This is a genomic window from Parabacteroides sp. AF27-14, assembly GCF_003635425.1.
Classification (GTDB): Bacteria; Bacteroidota; Bacteroidia; order Bacteroidales; family Tannerellaceae; genus Parabacteroides; species Parabacteroides distasonis.
In genome coordinates, this window is sequence record NZ_QTLZ01000028.1 from 36816 (window position 1) to 55984 (window position 19169).

The 19169-nt window shown below is 43.0% G+C and carries 14 protein-coding genes; 2 read left to right on the forward strand and 12 right to left on the reverse strand.

The genetic code is table 11. The annotated features are described in order from the left end of the window. Positions 1-15 precede the first annotated feature (15 nt). The 11 genes from DWY79_RS19855 to DWY79_RS19905 all read right to left on the reverse strand — a co-directional run bounded on the left by DWY79_RS19855 (position 16) and on the right by DWY79_RS19905 (position 15448). Entirely contained in the window at positions 16-1500 is a 1485-nt protein-coding gene (locus DWY79_RS19855) for a DUF3868 domain-containing protein (protein ID WP_005867573.1), read from the reverse strand. 8 nt (positions 1501-1508) lie between these two features. After that, positions 1509-2066 carry a DUF3575 domain-containing protein gene (locus DWY79_RS19860; RefSeq protein WP_005859412.1) on the reverse strand — a complete coding sequence of 186 codons (558 nt, stop codon included), beginning with the start codon at positions 2064-2066 and terminating at the stop codon, positions 1509-1511. Positions 2067-2108: 42 nt separating this feature from the next. Then, complete coding sequence (locus DWY79_RS19865) at positions 2109-2396, reverse strand: HU family DNA-binding protein (RefSeq protein WP_122370172.1); 288 nt, start codon at positions 2394-2396, stop codon at positions 2109-2111. A 1072-nt stretch (positions 2397-3468) separates the two neighbouring features. Continuing rightward, complete coding sequence (locus DWY79_RS19870) at positions 3469-5943, reverse strand: DUF4906 domain-containing protein (RefSeq protein WP_122370174.1); 2475 nt, start codon at positions 5941-5943, stop codon at positions 3469-3471. A 17-nt stretch (positions 5944-5960) separates the two neighbouring features. Next, complete coding sequence (locus DWY79_RS19875) at positions 5961-7487, reverse strand: hypothetical protein (RefSeq protein ID WP_005867566.1); 1527 nt, start codon at positions 7485-7487, stop codon at positions 5961-5963. A gap of 21 nt (positions 7488-7508) precedes the next feature. Further along, positions 7509-8603, reverse strand: a complete 1095-nt coding sequence (locus DWY79_RS19880) for a hypothetical protein (protein WP_121960656.1) — start codon at positions 8601-8603, stop codon at positions 7509-7511. Positions 8604-8859: 256 nt separating this feature from the next. Continuing rightward, entirely contained in the window at positions 8860-10410 is a 1551-nt protein-coding gene (locus tag DWY79_RS19885) for a fimbrial protein (protein WP_121960690.1), read from the reverse strand. Between the two features lie 54 nt (positions 10411-10464). After that, on the reverse strand, positions 10465-11592 hold the full coding sequence (locus DWY79_RS19890; RefSeq protein WP_121960657.1) for a fimbrial protein: 1128 nt from the start codon (positions 11590-11592) through the stop codon (positions 10465-10467). Positions 11593-11633: 41 nt separating this feature from the next. Next, positions 11634-12545: a FimB/Mfa2 family fimbrial subunit gene (locus tag DWY79_RS19895; RefSeq protein WP_005867560.1), complete on the reverse strand. Its 912-nt coding sequence runs from the start codon at positions 12543-12545 to the stop codon at positions 11634-11636. Positions 12546-12587: 42 nt separating this feature from the next. After that, complete coding sequence (locus DWY79_RS19900) at positions 12588-13892, reverse strand: fimbrial protein (protein ID WP_122370176.1); 1305 nt, start codon at positions 13890-13892, stop codon at positions 12588-12590. A 227-nt stretch (positions 13893-14119) separates the two neighbouring features. Continuing rightward, positions 14120-15448 carry an ATP-binding protein gene (locus tag DWY79_RS19905; protein ID WP_005867557.1) on the reverse strand — a complete coding sequence of 443 codons (1329 nt, stop codon included), beginning with the start codon at positions 15446-15448 and terminating at the stop codon, positions 14120-14122. Positions 15449-15580: 132 nt separating this feature from the next. Between DWY79_RS19905 and DWY79_RS19910 the strand changes: the two genes are divergently transcribed. Beyond that, positions 15581-16723 (forward strand): site-specific integrase, encoded by a 1143-nt coding sequence (locus DWY79_RS19910; RefSeq protein WP_122370178.1) that lies wholly within the window; start codon positions 15581-15583, stop codon positions 16721-16723. 103 nt (positions 16724-16826) lie between these two features. Here DWY79_RS19910 and DWY79_RS19915 read toward each other — a convergent pair whose 3' ends face one another. Further along, positions 16827-17189, reverse strand: coding sequence for a PD-(D/E)XK nuclease family transposase (locus DWY79_RS19915; RefSeq protein ID WP_122143914.1), 363 nt, complete (start codon positions 17187-17189; stop codon positions 16827-16829). A 160-nt stretch (positions 17190-17349) separates the two neighbouring features. Between DWY79_RS19915 and DWY79_RS19920 the strand changes: the two genes are divergently transcribed. Further along, positions 17350-18717: a fimbrial protein gene (locus DWY79_RS19920; protein ID WP_005867551.1), complete on the forward strand. Its 1368-nt coding sequence runs from the start codon at positions 17350-17352 to the stop codon at positions 18715-18717. Positions 18718-19169: the final 452 nt, after the last annotated feature.

The window sequence follows — 19169 nt, forward strand, 5'->3', positions numbered from 1 at the left end:
AGGGAGGAATAGCTATCATTTTACAGCGTTGAAACTATCAAATACCGCATTATCCTCTATTTTCTTGCGCAATTCCTCTAAATTTATCGCCGCGGCCTTTACTCCCATATCCTGAGCCTGCTTCAATAGAGATTCCGCTTCCGTCAAATCACCGGTCAACATACTTAACACTCCTTTCGCGTGAACCGCCTCCGGGGCGTTCCCCGCTTTCGCCAAATAGTTCTTAGCGGAAGCATAATCACCCTTGCCCATAGCGATATTCGCGGCGTTAAGATTCGCTACCGGATCATTCGGAAACATACGGACAGCGATATCAAATACATTATTATATTCGTCACTACCGATCTCATAGCTGTTAGCCACCGCGAACATCTCCCCTAAACTTAGCTGTTGCGGACGAGTCTTGATAATCTCACGCCCCTCATCCACCGTAAACTCACGTACCGTATAATCAATCTTATATTCCGAGCGACGTAACGAAGGGAAAATATCTTTCAGCACATAACGGAAAGCGGCGCCACCACCCAAGGCACGTAACTTAGCCTCCTTGCGATCCGGATCATCCGAGCTATCGATAATCGCCAATACCTCGCTACGATTCGGCACATTCGGATCGGCCTCTACCTTTTCCTTAAAACCGACCCAGTCTTCCGGTTCCGAGCTCATCGTGAAGAAATCAGCCTTGAAGTCATTCTTCTGGCGGATATAGTCACGTAACGCTTTGACACGATTATCCGCCAATTTCTTATTACTAGCGTAAGAGCCTTCCGGTGAGGCATATCCTTTCAGTACGATACCTGTCGGTTTCACGTTCTTATCCTCTGTAACGGTACGGATCGTATTATTGATCTTCGCCAACTCCACCGCATTATTACGGAAATCAGGAAGAATCTGATATTTACCCACTTGGAAGTCCAAGAAAGCCGTACCGACTTCCGCACGATGCTTCTCCGTCTCTGCCATCGGCGTGATATAAGAGAATGTAGGCTGAACCTCATAGCGCTTATCCGGACGACGACGAATCTTGTCCGCGATCAATAACGGACTACCGGCCTCTTCCTTACCGCAACCGCATAGATTCGGGTCTAACACGACACGTGCGTCTTTCATCCAATCCTCAAAAGGCACGGCGGTTTTATAACTTACCACTTGATCTTCCTTCCCGGCTTTCAAGATAGTATAATGAGGTACGTCGTTCAAATTATCCAAGGCGACCTCACGGTTATATACTTTCTGGCGGATACGTCCGTTCACCAAAATAGAAGGAAGCCCCTCTTTTTGCGAAGCCGATTCCAAGACGGGGGTCAGTTCCAAATAGCTACGGGATTTCACCGCATCGCTACTTACCGTCACCACGGCATCGATATATACCGAGTCACCCTTCTGTACCACGTCGTTACAAATCACTTTAACCCCATCCGAGGCAGTCTGTCCCATGATTGCCGGAGACACGACGGCCATCATAGCCGCCATCATATATGCATTTATCTTCTTGTTCATCGCTTGGGTCATTTAATAAAGTAAATAATAGAAATAGCCGCTTTCGTAACCCCGAAATAATCTTTCGTATCGCTTTTCAATACGGTTCCGCAAGTGGCGCAAGGATATTTATCATAATCCAGATGTGCCCAACCAATACCCAGCACGGCTTCCATGCTCCACCGGTCACTCAACAACCACTGATAACCATAAGAAAGTCCGGCTCCATACAAATTACCTTGATACCGATGATTCTCCATATTCTTGCTCAAGAACTTCAGACCTCCAACATTGTAATCCGCATAGTGCGCATGCAATCCGAAGAAATGTCCATTGAACTTCTCGCACAACCAATAACGAGCTTCTGGTTGTACCAGCCAATGTTTCATACGAGCCTCATCGCCAAACTTCCATCCATTATAGTTACCGGATAAATCTAGCGACCACTTTTTCGCCAAGCCAACCTCTACGCCCAAGTTGATCGTAGCAGTCGCATCATAGAGCAAGTTCGACTTCACCGCGAACTTCTGGCCGTAAACGCCTGTCGTAGCTACCAAGAGCAGGACTAGGAAAAGAATTCTCTTCATATCGAATATTTTTTCGTTTTTATTATACATACGTGAATGCCTTCACTTCGACGAGCTCGCATTCAACCGTTTAAGTAATAACTTACCAGGCTTAAACTTCACGCTTCTACGAGCTCTTATCATATAAGCCACTCCATTCCTAGGATTTCTGCCGATCCGTTCGGTTTGTTCCCAAGCGGAGAACGTCCCAAAGCCCAATAGCATCAAAGAACCATCACTTTCCAAAGCCTCTGTCGTAGTCTCTTCCCAAGCTTGAACAAAGCGCATTGCCTCCGCTTGCGTAACCGACATTTTATCAGCCAATGTTTTCACGAGTTCTCTCCTATTCATCCCTTTCACTTTTAATTTGCATCACAAAAATAGATTATAACATTTCTTAGCACGATAGGTGTGAGTTTCAACTTTAAAGGGTAAACCTACCAACTATCCTTGATTGATAAGAACACCTATTCATTTCAAAGAAGGTGATAGGAACACCGACACTTTATAAAGACAGCAAGGGGCAGACTTGTGTAAGCCTGCCCCTTATCAGTCATACTGTATTTATCAGACTCGGATTCTATTAACACCATCAATCCGCATCATCCACTTCTAATTCTTAATCTCCTCCTTGCGGATAAGGTTCTCAAGGTCATTCACCTCCTCCAAGGAAAACCCCGTAGATTGGGCGATCACAGCCGGATCCGCCCAAAAGTCTTACCTGTTTGCTCGTTTGCCAGAACCACGTCCGTTCGCCATGAAGGGAACTCGGGAAGGCTGAAGTTCAGAAAACGTATCTATGCCGTAAAGGTAAGGACTATTTTCCGAATAAAAAATCTCGTCTAGATAAAATAAGCCATTCATATCACTTTAGTATCAAAGATCAACCTGTTAGCCAAACGAACATTATCTGATCCTTTTGATCAATATAAGACGCATATCGTGGCATTCCCTTTTAATGAAAGCCACGTAATAAAGGCGTGGAGCGCCGCTTTATTCATGTTTTAGGATAAAAAAGGACGGTTTTCAACGCACATTAGGAGGCAAAAGCCTACACATACGGTGGCGTTGGGCAACACCTACCGTGCCGTTGGGCATCGTAAGCGGTCGCTAATAGGGTTATAAGCGGTTGCGAATGGGCATTCTTGTACCGTTACATCCCAGTCGTAAGCCTGTTTTTCCCCTTTTCACCCTACTTGATATGAATTACGATGAACTAATTTAGCTAGAATGAATGGGCGTTTTTCAGCATCTACGTATATGCTAAGCAATTACTGTTTTTTTCTTGCGTATTTGGAGGCAAGCCGTAGGTCGGGACGGAAAAAGGGATTCTCCGGGAGTTAAGAATACAAAGTGTCAGATTGATTTCTGTTAAATAGAGAGAGACGCAGCATGCTGCGTCTCTACAACTAGATATATCAATTTATTTTTCACTCCTCACACAACGAACAAACATGCCGTTATTCGTATTTAATGTTCCGACATTAATAGGAACATTGGTATTCAGAGAATACCAAAAATCTATAAAAAGCATATTCGTATCAGCATTAGAGTCACCAGATCCAGACCAATAAAAAGCCCCATATCGATGGGCTGTATTATAGAGAAGTCGACCTCCACCCAAATACCCAATACCAATCTCATCAATCCCTGTATCCTCTGCAGCACTCCCATGCTCAGTCATAACAGCCTTTCCATAAGAGAAGAACAAATTGACAGGTTCTCCAGTAGAACGAACCATTAATGTCCCTTTAGCCGGATTGCAATCTATAGTTTCATCTATAACCGCATTGCCTTCTGAATCCCACTGCCAACCAAAAGGAGTATTCTCAACCGGACAACTATCATCATACACATATCCTCCATATGTAAATAATGTATTTTTCTCCGTAGCACTCTTAATAGCACTGTAATGGCTAGCCGCAGGAACTTTATAACCACTCGGACATGGACCTTGTCCATACTCCCATTTGTATTTTCCATTGCGCATGTCCTCCGATGTTTTTTCTTTCCAATTCAAATGCTTATTACCATAAGTCACATCCCATGGTGTATAATAGGAATCTGAAGCCCCTCCTTGATAAAAATATCCAGATTGGGTCGGAGCGTTGGTGATAGAGCCTTTTGTCGTACAATTGAATAAAGACCAAGTTGCCCCACCATCCAACAATTGCGTATCCGCATAACCTTGACGCAAATAAATCATATGCTCGCAACGGTTATTATGATAGGTTACCTTGATAGCGCCATAACGATTGGTGGAAGAACTTCCTGTGCTCGAATTCGGTTTATAATTAAAAACAATATCACCTCCAGTACCTGTAACAGACTTCGATGTTCCGACGACAGACTGTCCGTCATCTGTAGATAGCGTAAACCAATCCCCAGCGGTAATAGTAGCTGTCCAAGGGCCAATAGAATTCAATATCTCATACTTTCTCTTCTCCTTATTAAATTCTCGCACCTTAACTTTGACAAGCTCCCTGTTGTCCCATTTCTTATAGAAAGCTATCGGATCGACCAAACGGATAACTTGATTGACAGTTACAGTTTTAGAGATTGATTTTCCGTCCTTCCCTGTAGCCGTAATCGTCACGGTATTAGTTATGTGATCCTTACTACTAATATTCGTTTTCTTCGTGATAACTCGAATCGTATTCGTATTTTTATCATACGCACCAATCTGGAAATCCTCACGATTTGAACCTTCCACACTCCATGTACAATTATCAAACCAACCATGGTCTGTCGGCAACTTCACTTGGATATCACTTATAGAGCCTATCCGATACCCGATATAAATATCATCCACCGTAAAATCCCAGTTAAAATCTTTCGTCACACGCCAAGAAGCCTCGTCAACCCCGCCCTTACCGGTAAGATTAAGCGTCACGTTATAGTGGGCGTTTCGCTCTACCGCAAAATTGGTAAAAGCGTCATCTCCTAAGAAAAAGCGATAAACAATCTTCCCACTAGCACCCATTTCTGAATACTCCGCTTCCACACGAATATAAGAACAAGTCTTATCCGCTTCCACAGTGGCAACATCCTTTATTGGGGTGTTACCTAAACTGGCCGGGGTTTTATATGCCTCTACATACTTTCCGTCTTTCAGTAAGCAGACACCATCCGGTTGCTTATTCTCATACATAAAGAAAACACTGTTATCTTTCATTGAACTAACATTCTCTACCGGATTGGAAAATTCGATCATATCAGCCTCCGTTATATAATCTGAAGGTGACGGATTTGCCGGGATTAAGTTGTTCATAAACAATTTACCAGTAGCCGGTACTTGATGCAAAGATACTTTTAGGGGCTTGATCGTACGATCTTTCAATCCAGAAGTATTCACAGATACGGATATCATAGCGTAAATACGCTTTAACGAAAGGATGGCAAAACCTTTTCCTCCGCTAACTGATACATCATCAGCGGATGCGCTCATTACCATCTTTGGCAAATTATCTAACGTTCCATACGATAGATTATCTATCTTATCGAACGGCTCCGCACTCAAATCAGATTCTGCGTTCGCAATTACTCGTACACGATAAGAACCATTCTGTAAAGCTATATCGTAATTAACCGCCTTATTCTCTTCGTTATTATTTACGGTAAGGCCATTCAAGGCTGCACCGGTCAAATACAATCCTTTAACTAAGCGATTATTATCCTTATTATACACAAGGATATTCAAATCGCTAATAGCATTAGCATCAGTAGCTGAGGCTTTCGTGAGCGGAGAGATCACGTCGCTAGCGGAAACGCTCAAGGACAGTCGTAATCCATCAACATTCTGCTCTCCTCCATTCACTTCCGTCTCTTCCATGCAGGAACCTAGTCCTAGCATTAACAGGCCCAAGAACAAGGCATATATATTTTTTATCGCTTTCATAATATTCTATTTACTGTTTAATTAAAGTTTGCGCTAACATCTTTCCCAACCCAAGGAGCTACCCATATATTAAACTCACCTGTTGATTGTTTCAACATTCCTGTCACATGATAATAGTTACCGTGGATCAAACCGTCCGTGCATTCATCCGCTTTATATTCAGGGTTGATTGGGATGGAGTATTGATAGTCCGTACTCTCTCCGGTAGAAGTTATATCTATTTTAGATACGGTTCCACCCATTTCCAATTCTTCCGTATTGATAATAAACTTAGTGTTTGAACCTTCTCCCCAGCCCCCATCTTCATCCCATGTGGGATGAAAACCTGTAGACTTCAACTTATAAGTTGCTATTTCCTTTTTATCACCCTTAACGTATTCCCCAACTATCTTCACAGACAAGGCTTTTGTTAGATCACTGACCTTGTCTCTTTCATACGTGTAAAAAGATAAATTGACCTTAGTATCTGCCATTCCTCCTAGGATAGATCCATCTCTCAAACCAATCGCATCATTCAATTGATTTGTGGGGATAATCAGTTTCGATTGTGTATTCACATTCAATACTTGAACACTTATCAAATTAAACAACCATGTTGGAGTTGTAGTAGTTATCGCCATTGTAATAGGGTTTCCCGAAGAAAAACTTTCTATATGCGCATATTTATTACTAGTATTAGGTTGATTAGCACAGTCTTTATCCGCAGAGTTATTCCATGCCCGCGCTAACGCCTTAGCACCAGCTGGAACTTTTTCTCCCGATCCTGTTGCCTTCAATGCACCAGACTGATCCACATATACAATAACAGGTTTATTTTTGTTAGATGCGCTACTCATTCTTTTAGATAACTTATTGATAATGTCATCCATAGAATAACCATCCAACGTCCACTTACTCGTAGTCGTAGAGCCTTCCATCTTCGGCAACTCCACATCCAAGTCCAACTCTACTTTCGCCGCCAATTGCTTCAAATGGACATCCTTGCCGCCAGAAATCACACCGCTAGTAGCGGTAAATTTCATATCCTGCTCGCCTGCCTTTATCAAGGTTTTCGGATCGAATGTATAATAACCCTCTCCACCCAACGTACCAGTATAAGTTACCGTCTCGGCACTTAACCCATTATAATCCATTTCCGCATAAGACGCAACCTTGTCCTCCAATGGATTCACGATAGCTACCACCTTCAGTTCCGTGTTAAGCGGTAAGGTTAAACCGGTCAATTTAAAAGAGCCGGAACTTTGTGTCCCGACAAAACTGCCATCACCTAAGGTTCCAGTCTTAGAAATCAAGTATTTCCACTCGTTATCCACCTTCTTGAAGATGGAGACGAAAATATTGTTTATGTTAAGCTCATCCGCCGTAGCGTACTGATAAGTACCACCGGCATTTATCGCTTTCGTCTCCACGCCCTCAGTAGAGAAAGAGATCGAAACCGTACCTGTTTCCATCGGTCGCTCATCTATCAGCTTCTCTTCCGTACATGCGGTAAAGGCCAAGAGCGCCAAAAATCCTGTCAATACTATATCTTTTAACTGCTTCATGTTATGTTTATTTTACCCTGTTTACTTAACTGGTTCTCCAAAAATATCACCGACACTCAAGGTATTCGGTATCCAATCTTCAATTACAAAATCAATATCCTCGCTGGCATTACCTATTGTCACAGATAACTTATAGAGATTCCCCCCAACAACCTTCACCGCATCTCCCGGCTTTGTCTTGATCGGATAGGTACGATCCATTACCGCACCATCGACCTTATAGGTTATTTTCATGGAAGTCTGACGATCCACATCCGTATTATCATAGCCATAAAAACGGATCTTATCGTAAGTACCGTAAATGTCTTTCTTCGGATCACTCTGGTTCACATCGGTTGGCTTCAGAATATTATCATCTACTCCGGAAAAAGAGCTACCATACTCACCTACCACTTTAGCGCTTAGCTTAATGTTCAGCATCTGTACGGAAACGACCTCTACATTCGGTACTACCGGATATTCACCACCCACCTTTTCTTTACTTGTGTCTACCACCTTGAAGGAAGCCAGTTCAAACGCCGCGACTCTCTGCGATACGGGAATTGTTATTTTGTTACAATTCCCGTCATCGTGAGTAGCCAATTGAGTAGTTGTTTTATAAGATCCAATGGGTTGTTCTCCTACTTTTACTAGAAAATTAGGATGTTCTGCCAACTCTACATCTTGAATATCCGCTATGGTTGTACAAGCCAATAACTTATCGGCAGTCGTCTGTGTCAGGTTCGCCACCGCATAAGCCGTAAGTGCCGGCTTATCACTTGGCACTTTCACGATCATGTGGCGCTTGATATCCGTAGTAAAGGACTCGCTACTCGTCTGCAAATCGCTTGTTGCGTACCAATAAGAAGACAATACATTGTCATCTTTAATAATAGCTACAAAACAATTACTGATAGAAGATTCCGTAGAAGTAACATCATTGGGATTTTCCGTTATTTCACCAGCCTTGGTCATAGAGCTATTGCCGGAAAGAGAGAAGGCAAAAACGGCCTCGGTGTTTGCGATATTCGTCCCAACGCCTCCCATATCCACGTTATTCAAAATATCGTCTTCCATGGAGCAGGACACTCCGATGCAAAGGAAGCATAACAATGCTAGTATATTCTTTATTTTCATAATGGATTGAATTTTTCTCTTGTTTTTACGCTAGCAAAATTAGAGGAATCCATTATTCGGCACGATAGGCGTAACTTTCAACTTTAAGGGGTAAAACTAGCATATTGAATATAGGCATTTGAGGGTGTGGTTAAAGCTATCTTTGGAGATAGGGATACCTATGCAGAGCGCAAATCCATTCATCATAGGACAAAAAAAACGGAGTCCGGAAATTCCGAACCCCGTTCTCGCTATTAATCGTTATGAAAGAGTTTAATCAATTCACGTCTGTCTCAGTTTGCGTGATGACCGTCCAAGGCTCGACCTTAATACTGAAACTGATACAAGCGTTCAACTCGCTTGTGTCGGGATCCTTAGAGCCTTCACCGGTTATCGTAGCGTATATCTTATAGATGGTATTACGTTGTACACCAATAATGCCACTAGTCGCATCTTGCTTAATTGGTATACGGTAGTAGCGATCTTTTTTAACCACATCATTACTTTGTCCATTCGTTTTTCCATTCGTTTTTCCATTTGGATACCAATTGCCCCGAAGAATTAACATGGTCTGTATATTTCCAGATGGAGAAGCACCTTTATTCAGATCATCTGCAAGCATCGGTTTATCCCCCTTCATTTCAAACACATAAAATTGAGGCATCTCTTTACGTCCATATCCATCACCACTAATCGTTTGGTCATCAAAAGAGAACCAACTGCTACCATTATAATTTATGGAACCATCGCCGTTCAAATTAGAAGAATGACTATGACCCGTCATTTTGATGTCTACCCCTGCATCCATTGTCCAAGCTAAAGAAGCTATATTTTTAGTACCATTCACTAAGAAATAGTCATCTCGCTCATAGCTACAACCATGAGAATAAGCAGTAGCATTATCCAAACTATACGGTTTTGTTGCGTCAGCATAGATAAGGGAAGTATTGCTAGCGTTAGCGATATATACATGTGTCAACTCAAATGACGCGTCTGCATAATTGTTCTTGAAGTCGCAATCAATAGCTTGAAGTTGGACACGGGCTACATGGCGGGTTAATGGGATTTTATCATCATCTGGAATATTTGCCGGATCATAAGAGGAATTTTTTTCAGTCCATCCTTCCGCTTCACTTTTTTTCTCAATCTCCTTATGTGCTGCACCTACTACCGCATTGTTTGTATATGTAATAGAAGGGGTTGTAGATCCTTTCACCCAATTATCATATGTTGTTCCTGCCAGAAGCTTAGAACTACCTCCACCGATCGTAACTATCTGGCTAAACATCGGTACATACGTTTGCGTACCACTGGGCACTGGATGCACTTGCATAAAATCAACAAGACTTTCAAGTTTGGCTGCTTTCACATCCCCCAAATTAGAAGGAGGCGTAGCAAGTTTCGTATTCGCTAAAAAGACCACCGCCAATTGCGTATCAGAAAGTTCGCCGGCCGCCGTAGCTTTTACCTTGACAACGATATCCTCAATAGTCTTTACGGAATGACCATCAGCAGCAGAGGATACCGTCTTCATTGCGGCGAATTTATATGCATCCTCGTTCACCCCATTGTCTACATAAAACAAATAGGCGGTTAGTTCATTAATAAATTGCTCGTTATTACTGCCAGATTCTAGCACAGCATCACCGCCCTCTTCCGTTGCACCTTTTGTCTGTATCCCATCCAAAGCCGTAGCGGTAAGAGAGACGTTCGCGTCTATCATCTGATAGTTCTCTTCCGGTATCTCGATGCCATTCGAGCTATCGTCCGAGCAGGAGGCGAAAGTGCATGCGGCGAAGGAGGCTAATAATAAATGTCTTAGTTTCATATCCTTTTGTTTTTTCTTGTTTATACTAAATTTCATTCCCTATGATTCCATAATTTAGTCTATTACCGGATGTTGCATTACCGGGCCCCAGCCTACTACCTGCACGGCTATATTCAAGTTGGTATCTACCTCGGGTTCCGGATCCGGACCTGGGCCCGGGTCTGGCGTTACGGGAATATTGTCGAAACTTTCGCCGTCAAAATAAATACGGAGACGGTAAACGTAGTTGCGACGGATGAAATTATGATCATAGCCGTTCTGCAAGCCACCCGCATTGATCACCGCCGTGAAGATTTTCGTATGGTCCTGATAACTGGAATTTCCCCGTAAGGTAGCTTTTACGGCGATCATCGTGTGATCGTCGCTTTTCATATTTTCCATTACATAATGAACGAATGGCGTATTGGATATCGAAGCGCCATCATTTACCAACAGATCCTCGAACGAGGTATTCTCCGAATTTCGCACGGCATCGGGAGCCTCTGTCTCTCCCCAATCCGCCTCACTGAAATAGTAAGACTTTGTCTTCATATTGTAGATACCTACCGCATCGATTCGCACCTCACGTCCGGCGAACGGCGTTCCGGCAAAACGAGTGGATATATTCACCAAATCAATACGTGCGGCTACACGGGTCAAAAGGATCGGGTCGGAGATGCCATCCACATTCTGATCGCCAAGATCCTCATATCCTAAATAGTTATTTTCCTCAGACAAAGCGGATTTTGTAACGATCACTTGACTACTCATCGTTAGGTTCGTTTGCGATTGCGAGGAGAGGTCTATCAAGCGAGTCTGGAACTCATCGTAGGTAGAAACGGTAGATAATAAATCTCTCGGCACGTTCGCCAAGACAATGATCCGTGCCCGGACAGCCTTCGTTGTCGGCACATCGGCTATTATGGCGGAATGTTCCGCCCCGGAAAGAGCCTCCCATTTATAACCGAGCAGTTCCGTGCCGGTCTCATTAAAAACTACCACTGCCAAATTATTGATATAAGCCTCACCCTCCAACTCATTCACGTCATTGGGATTATAGGCTTTCGTAGCCGTACCGGACGCCTTGACAGCGACGGACAGCTTAGCGCCTTCTAAGGGAAGAACCGGATCCTCATCTTTAGAACAACTCACACAAGCGAGAATCGCCAAACCGGATAAAAATATGTTCGCTAATAATTTCATGTTCGTATCGTATTTCTTAATTATATATGATGAGGTACCCTTTAATGCATTGGAATATCTTCTTCCACTACTCCCCAAGGACGAACGGTTGCCCGGACGGATAAGGTTCCGCCCTCACCCCATTCAAGGATCAGATGGGTATTCTCTCCCGCGCTCGTATAAATAGGATCACCGTTCTCGTCTACCTTGGCCGAGCCTAACGAGACTCCATTGGCGCTTATCGACACAGCCATATCCTGTCCCGGACAAGCGGTTTGCATAGTAGGGGTTATCCATTCAACCCCGGACTCGTTCCACGCACCTTCCGGATTATAATATACGCTATCGCCAATCTGCGTACCACGGTAATCAAAACCACTTAATGTATTATTCAAGTAGAAGTCGCAATCCACGGAACTTCTCAACCCCATCCTGCCGAGTTGCTCTTGCAACCCTCGGGTCTCGATCGTGACCGTACCCACTTTCGGACGAATCACGATCTCAGTCTCCTTCGCTACGCCTCCGGCTTTTGTAAACACTTGTTCGCTACCATAATAAAGGCTGTCCGGGGTAACCGCCAAACCATCTTGGCTTTTCAACATCACTTTCAAGTCCTCTATGGTCTGTGCCTCCGATACGGATTGCTTTTCACCCAAGGCATTCACGTTGCCCCATGCCACGATACGTAGACTACGATCGGCGGTATAGCCATCCAAAACGATCTCATTGCGGGAACGGATAAAGTTCTTATCCAAGCTACGTTTCTCCAAGTAATTCAGATTCTCGTCGAAAATATATAAGTCGGTAGATTCCATCCATCCGTATTCCGTTATATCGTCTCCCTTGATATTCTCGACCTTCAGTTTGAGCGTATAGCATTGATCCAAATCCTCCCTGATACAGCTAGTCGCAATAATAGCGAATAAAGCCACAGCCGAGAGAAGCAATTCCTTTGTAAACAGTATGTGTTTCATAATCCTAATTTTTTCTTATCAATTATTTTACCCTATATTGCTTTATTCTACTTCCTCATGGATAGTCTTCACGTTCCATGGCTCCACTTTCACGGATGCGCTCACATTGGCGGAGATCATCGGATCGTATGGGATCTCGGAACCGGGGCCGATGATGGTTAAGGAGATCGCGTATTTGTAGTTACGTTGAACATAGAAACCTTTTTGAGTTCCAGTTTTCCCGTCAATCGTAACTTCCGCTCCTACAGGTATCGCATAATAACAATTTTCTTTTTTCACATAATTAGTTTCAGTATCAGCCAAACCATTCGGCAGATAGGTATAATCTCCTTTTACGATCAATAAGGTGTGGTTGGCGTAATCCCGGTTCGCGGAAGCTTTGTCCGCTTCAGCGATCTCTCCCAATTTATTTTCATAGACATAGAATTCATGATTCAAGGCTGTATTGTCTTTTGTATGAGCCTTTGCTAATTCATCTCTTTTTGTCTGAGTTCCTTTTTTATAAGAACCCTCGTCGATATTCGGAGATCCTGAGAATTCTTTACCTACCATATAATTTGAATATCCAAAACCTGTGTTTGTAAAGTCAAATGTTTTCTCTATTCCCCCCCAATTGGATGCGGAAGCTACGCAGGAAACACCCTTCGCACTGGCGATAAAGACTTCTTTTAAAACAAAGTCTTTACTTATATAATTCGCATTATTAAGATTGTCGATCTCTGCAGAAGCCAAAGCGATCGAAGCGACATCGCGGACTAATCGAACCGGGCCTGCTCCATAAATTTCTTTACCGGCTTGACCCCCTACGGTTATATCATCGCCTTGCTTCGTACTATAACCAATATAATTAGTCGTATTCGCGACCAAAGTTACTGTAAGCACCTCGCTGCTCATAGTCAAACCTTTTTTCAGAGTTTCCTCCTCCAGCTTAATCACCGTAGCAAGAAACGCGTCTTTCGTACCGGCATTGGCCAACGCTGCCTGAACATTTGCCGAAGCATTGGCCACGACAACAACTTCCGCCGCACCCGCATATACCTCTTTCGGACCGATTTCTTGCGTGGTCACATCTGTACTTGTAGAGGTCGTTATGTCCTCACCGCTCACCGTATATACCATACTCCAACCCGTACCGAACACCCCGACCGTAAGCGTATTCACGTCTGCGTCCGTAGGAGTAGCCTCCTCTCCCGCCTTCGTCATCGCACCCTTCTCGCTCTTGATCGCCAAGGCCAGTTGCGCTTTCTCCAGTACCGGCGCTTCCGGAATCTCTATCGTGTTATCGTCCGAACAAGCGACCAGACCACATAACACCAACGATAAAAGAATATATCTCTTGAATCTCATTGTATAATATTTTTTTATTTCCACATTTAATATGTGGCAAAAATAGGAAGGATATATCGTGGCGCTGATAGGCAGAACTCTCTATAATAAGAGACAAATGTATCAATTTCATAAAAGTGATAGGTTTCCCTACCTTTTGCAACTTTCACCTATAGAAAAAGGCTCAATCCGTGTATTTTATGCTACCGGGGTGGTACTCGGATCATCCTAGTAACAAATATACATAATCACTTAAATTCAGCAAAATCATGGCAAGAAAAAAGCAAGACCCATTTCCATGCAGGGATCACCTTGATCTCCTTGCCTTCTCTATTGAATGTATTTTCCTCGTCTTTCGTGACAATGATAAGATTCTCGCATCCGGTCACCGAGGCGGCTTCCAGCAAGCCTTTGATTTCCCTTTCTCTCGTACTCGCATCCACCATATCCCAAGTAACCTGTATGAGTTGTATCACGTTATCCTCCCGTTGAAGCACAAAATCGCACTCACAATTTCCTTGATAGTAGGTAATCTTGTCCGAAGGGAGCCGCATCCGGTTCAGTTGCATAAACACGGTGTTTTCCAGATTTTTCCCATTGTCGTTGCTCTGCGGCATAAGCACGGCACCACGCATACCGTTATCTATACAGTAGTATTTATCAAGCGATTTCTGTTCCTTTACCAGCGAACGGTCGTATTTGGAGATTCGTGCGAACATGAAGATGTTACAGATATAATCAGCCCAAAGATACAGGTCATCCTTACTGACTTTAAGCCCTTGGGACTTGATGTCCTTGTAGATGGCATTGATGGAGGTAGGCTTGGTGAGATTGGCCATGACACGCTTGACGAAATACCGTACCACACCCGTATTGGATATCTTGTAATGTTCGGCCAAGTCCTTCAATATCATCGTGTCGAAATAGCCGTGAAGCAGTTTCAACTGCTCCGACCGGGATGACGTCAATACGATTTCGGGAAAAGCGCTTGCCTGATTGTATGCCTCGAAAGCCATCTTCAATCTTGCCCTGTCCTGTTCCAAATAGCTATTAGTGGCGATTCCCTTGAAACGGCAATATTCATTGAACGAAAGCGGATAGGTCTCGTATTCCAAGGGATATCCGCGCAGAGCCGAACTTAACTCTGTGGACAGCATAGTAGCATTGCTTCCGCACACATAAATGTTCTTACAATAAGATTTATAGACACGCAAGACGAAGTATTCCCAATCCTTAATCAATTGAATCTCGTCGAAAAACATATACACATCTTTTATGGGTATATCCGGAAACATCTCCATGTATGAAACTATCACATCATCCAAATCATCGGATGACATATTTTTCAAACGCTCATCATCAAACCCTAGCCATAATATATTTCTAGGGGAAACCCCTTCACGGACAAGCCCATTGATAGCGATCTCCATTAATGTGGACTTACCGCAACGACGCACACCCGGAACCGTAATGATCTTGTTTCGGTTGATCGGTAACTTTATGTCTCGCTCAATCACATCAAACGGAATTTCGCTTTGCTTGATGGCAATAAGAGATTTGATGACATCTTTCCTCATGATTTTCTTTTTTTATAGGACAAAGATAGGATTTATTTCCTAAATTACAGGAAACAAACATATTGATATTTCCTTGAAATTAGGAAATACTATACTGAAAAACTTACATAATCACTTAAATTCAGCAAAATCATGGCAAGAAAAAAGAATGAGGTGAAAGCGAAAGAGCCCGTAAAGCTCCGGTTCAAGAAACTGTCGAACGCGAACCAGTCCATATATCTGGACATCTATTACAAAGGAAAGAGGTATTATGAGTTCCTCAAGCTCTACCTCACCCCGGAACGTTTCCCTGAAGACCGTGATAAGAACCGAATCACTTTGCGCTTGGCCAATAGTATCAAGGCACAACGGATCATTGATCTTCAGAACGAGATTTATGGTGTCCGTATGATAAACGGGCTCGGGAAAAAAACACTTTTAGAATTCCTCTCGGAATTGTCCACCGATAAATCCGCGCATGGCGACAAAGCCTATTCCCTACGATTAAGAAGTCTGGCCAATCATCTTAGAGACTATATGCCGCAATGCTTGCTTAAAGACATAGATACCGGTTTCGTGAAAGGTTTCATCGCTCACTTGCGTAAACAACCCTACCTCAAAAGCGACTTCACGATTCACGGTTATTACCGGCTCCTGAATGTCACACTCAATAAGGCGGTCAAAAAAGGGCTGATCCTCTCGAATCCTTGTGGTTCGCTGGATACAGACGAAAAACCTCACAAACCTACCAGCCTGCGTACTTATTTGACCCTAGAGGAACTAAAGAGGTTAATCCGGACAGATTGCGCATGCCCAGAGGTAAAAAAGGCTTTTCTGTTCTGCTGTTTCTGCGGACTCCGGATCAGCGACTTGACCGCTCTTAGATGGGAAGATATGCAAAAAGAAGGAAATGATAAATTCCGTTTACAGATCATACAGAGAAAGACGAAAGAGGCTATTTATCTCCCATTGTCCGAAGAGGCGATAAAATATCTTCCCGCAAGGGAGAATGACAATGACAGGGTCGGCTTGATATTCCATCTACCTAGCCTCACGATTATATGTCAGGTATTAAAAGGCTGGGCCTTAGCCGCCGGCATCAAGAACAAGAAAGTGACCTTTCACGTAAGCCGCCATACTTTCGCCACTCTTTCACTAGCTCTTGGCATTGACTTGTATACGGTATGTAAATTACTAGGACACAAGAACATCATCTCCACACAAGTATACGCGAAAATCATCGATGCTAGTAAAAGACAGGCAATAGACCGGTTTAATGGGGTGTTAGACGCATGAGACGGAGATCACTTCAGATTCGGATGGCACGGATCAAGAAAGATACTTCTCCCCAAGATCCGTGTCATCCGCTATAGTTTCAGTCCGCAACTGGCTTATCAGATCAGAGACTTTGTATTATTTCCAACGAAAGCCCCGTGCATTCGGCGATTAATGAAAGATCGACACCGGCTTTCTTCATGTTACGAGCGTTGCGTAGGGTAGCCAAACGCTCACCTTCTGCTTTACCTTTTGTTTCCGCCTCCTCCACGGCGTACTCCATCGTGGCCTTCCAGTCACGGTAGATCTTCAGATTCTCATCGTACGTCGCACGCTCCTTGGGGGACAAGGCATTCACATTCGCTACGTCGAGCAAGCGTCGGAAGTATGCCTCTTTTTCTTTAAATGGGGACATATCAAATAGATTCATATTCTTCAATACATAAATTGTTTTTTCCAACGGAGTCTCGCCCTGACGGGAGATCATACGGCAAATGTAATAAAAACCTCGATTAAAGAAGTAACGTTGAGGGTAATTAATACTACTGAGTTGTTACTTCCCTTCACACAACAAAAGCCTAATCAACTAAAGAACACCCCCCTATAACCATTCCCCAATAGAACTTAGAAATTTATTATTCGGGACAATGATCGCTTGCGCATTTGCGGCGTGTTCAAACGAGGATGATCCTATCCCTAGCGTGGATCCGACACCTACACCGGAAGCAGGCACCGCTGATCTTACGATTGTGGTGAAAAACTTAACAAAGAGCACACAGACAAAAGCCGGCGAGGATGAGAACGCCAAGGAAGGCGAAGCTAAGATTTACAATTTATTTGTAGCCCTTTATAATGAGGACGGAACATTCTTACAAGTTAGTGATCTTACAGCTAATGAGGATGAAGAGGTTACTGATTCAAACAATGAGATTCAGTTTAAGGGATTAAAGGCTGGTGCTTCTTATCGTGCTTTGGCTTTCGCGAATGTTCCAAAGGATGCTCTTACCGCAACCGCTAACTCTTTTGAGTTGACATCTGCTTACTATGTCTTTTCCGGAGAAGGAGCGAATGGGTTACCTATGAGTAGTGGTATTAGCCCTAAATTCACTCTTGCCGAAGGTGAAAATTATTATGGTTACTCAAACACTACAGGAGGACACAGTATTGAATCTGGAAAACCTTTAGGATTAATTAGAAATGTGGCTCGTGTGGAATTGAATGCCCTTGATTTGGATATGACTAAAGTCAAGGTTGATGGTAGTCAAAAATACAAATCAGGAACGATTAAGTTTGTGCCTAAGGATGTTTTTGTATTACATGGTCGTACAAAAGCTAAGGTGGCAGACCAAAGCCAAAGTAATACAGAGTGGTTCAATCTGCCAGATAAGGTTTGGGGTAATATTGCCGCTACTTATGAAACTGCTGATGGAGATGATTATTATTCCGGGACTAACTCTAGTAACTCATTCGGCCGTTTTGCTGGAACTGTCGATGCTGCTAATTATATAAAGGCATTGAGTACAGCAGAAACAACATATACTCAGAATTGGGAAGATGCTACTATTTCCGGAGATAAAGCAATTACTCTTGCGAACTCTTTATATTTTTATGTGTTGCCTAATAATCAGACAGGAGCGGCCAGAGAACAAGAAGATCCGGAAGAGGAAGATCAAGCTTTCGTCCTGGATAAAACAACTTTGGCATCCGAATTGGTTGTCAGTGGTGAAGTTTATATAAAAGCTATAATGAATGATAACACATCTTGGACATTTGGTAAAGAGGATGCTCCTGTCTTGCGCTATTGGCCGATAAAGATTGGTCTCGATGGATTGGATAGCGAAAACATGTATTACGGTCAGGTACATAGAAACGTGGTTTATCAGATTTCTGCTACTATCGCCGGTAATGGTTATGCAGATCCTACGCAGCCGAAGGATGATCCTACAGCCGACTTGTTTGTTAGGACAATGGTCATGAATTGGGGTACAGCTACTCAAGCTCCTGTTATCGAATAATACTTATTCTTTGAATAATAATCAAAAGGCATTCTCTATCAACAGGGAATGCCTTTTTTGTTATAAATATAATATGTCAATGCCCGTTGGCAAAGTTAGAAAGTCAAAAGATTTATGTTTAAGAAGTTGTTCTCTCCGGACACGCCCCAGATGCCATTCTATGTGTAAATAATCCAAATCATCTACCATATCTACCATTATTTATGTAATCTTTTGATTGTGAATAATTTATCTTGTGGTGGTAGATAGTGAACATCTACCACTACAAACTTCGATCTACCATCATTAGGTTACCGGAAAGATTAGCACGAACAATTACTACTAACGATAAATAATGTATAACATTCTGTATTTCAATAAATAATAGTTTTTTGCATAGAAAAACAAAAGTTTTGCTATTGGAAAATCCAGTGTAAGCTGCCCCCTAAAACCAAGTGATTCTACCCCCTTAA

Excerpts from the sequence above, each read along its gene's own strand:
- DWY79_RS19855 (WP_005867573.1), bottom strand. The coding sequence starts at position 1,500 with ATGAACAAGAAGATAAATGCATATATGATGGCGGCTATGATGGCCGTC.
- DWY79_RS19860 (WP_005859412.1), bottom strand. The coding sequence starts at position 2,066 with ATGAAGAGAATTCTTTTCCTAGTCCTGCTCTTGGTAGCTACGACAGGC.
- DWY79_RS19865 (WP_122370172.1), bottom strand. The coding sequence starts at position 2,396 with ATGAATAGGAGAGAACTCGTGAAAACATTGGCTGATAAAATGTCGGTT.
- DWY79_RS19870 (WP_122370174.1), bottom strand. The coding sequence starts at position 5,943 with ATGAAAGCGATAAAAAATATATATGCCTTGTTCTTGGGCCTGTTAATG.
- DWY79_RS19875 (WP_005867566.1), bottom strand. The coding sequence starts at position 7,487 with ATGAAGCAGTTAAAAGATATAGTATTGACAGGATTTTTGGCGCTCTTG.
- DWY79_RS19880 (WP_121960656.1), bottom strand. The coding sequence starts at position 8,603 with ATGAAAATAAAGAATATACTAGCATTGTTATGCTTCCTTTGCATCGGA.
- DWY79_RS19885 (WP_121960690.1), bottom strand. The coding sequence starts at position 10,410 with ATGAAACTAAGACATTTATTATTAGCCTCCTTCGCCGCATGCACTTTC.
- DWY79_RS19890 (WP_121960657.1), bottom strand. The coding sequence starts at position 11,592 with ATGAAATTATTAGCGAACATATTTTTATCCGGTTTGGCGATTCTCGCT.
- DWY79_RS19895 (WP_005867560.1), bottom strand. The coding sequence starts at position 12,545 with ATGAAACACATACTGTTTACAAAGGAATTGCTTCTCTCGGCTGTGGCT.
- DWY79_RS19900 (WP_122370176.1), bottom strand. The coding sequence starts at position 13,892 with ATGAGATTCAAGAGATATATTCTTTTATCGTTGGTGTTATGTGGTCTG.
- DWY79_RS19905 (WP_005867557.1), bottom strand. The coding sequence starts at position 15,448 with ATGAGGAAAGATGTCATCAAATCTCTTATTGCCATCAAGCAAAGCGAA.
- DWY79_RS19910 (WP_122370178.1), top strand. The coding sequence starts at position 15,581 with ATGGCAAGAAAAAAGAATGAGGTGAAAGCGAAAGAGCCCGTAAAGCTC.
- DWY79_RS19915 (WP_122143914.1), bottom strand. The coding sequence starts at position 17,189 with ATGATCTCCCGTCAGGGCGAGACTCCGTTGGAAAAAACAATTTATGTA.
- DWY79_RS19920 (WP_005867551.1), top strand. The coding sequence starts at position 17,350 with ATGATCGCTTGCGCATTTGCGGCGTGTTCAAACGAGGATGATCCTATC.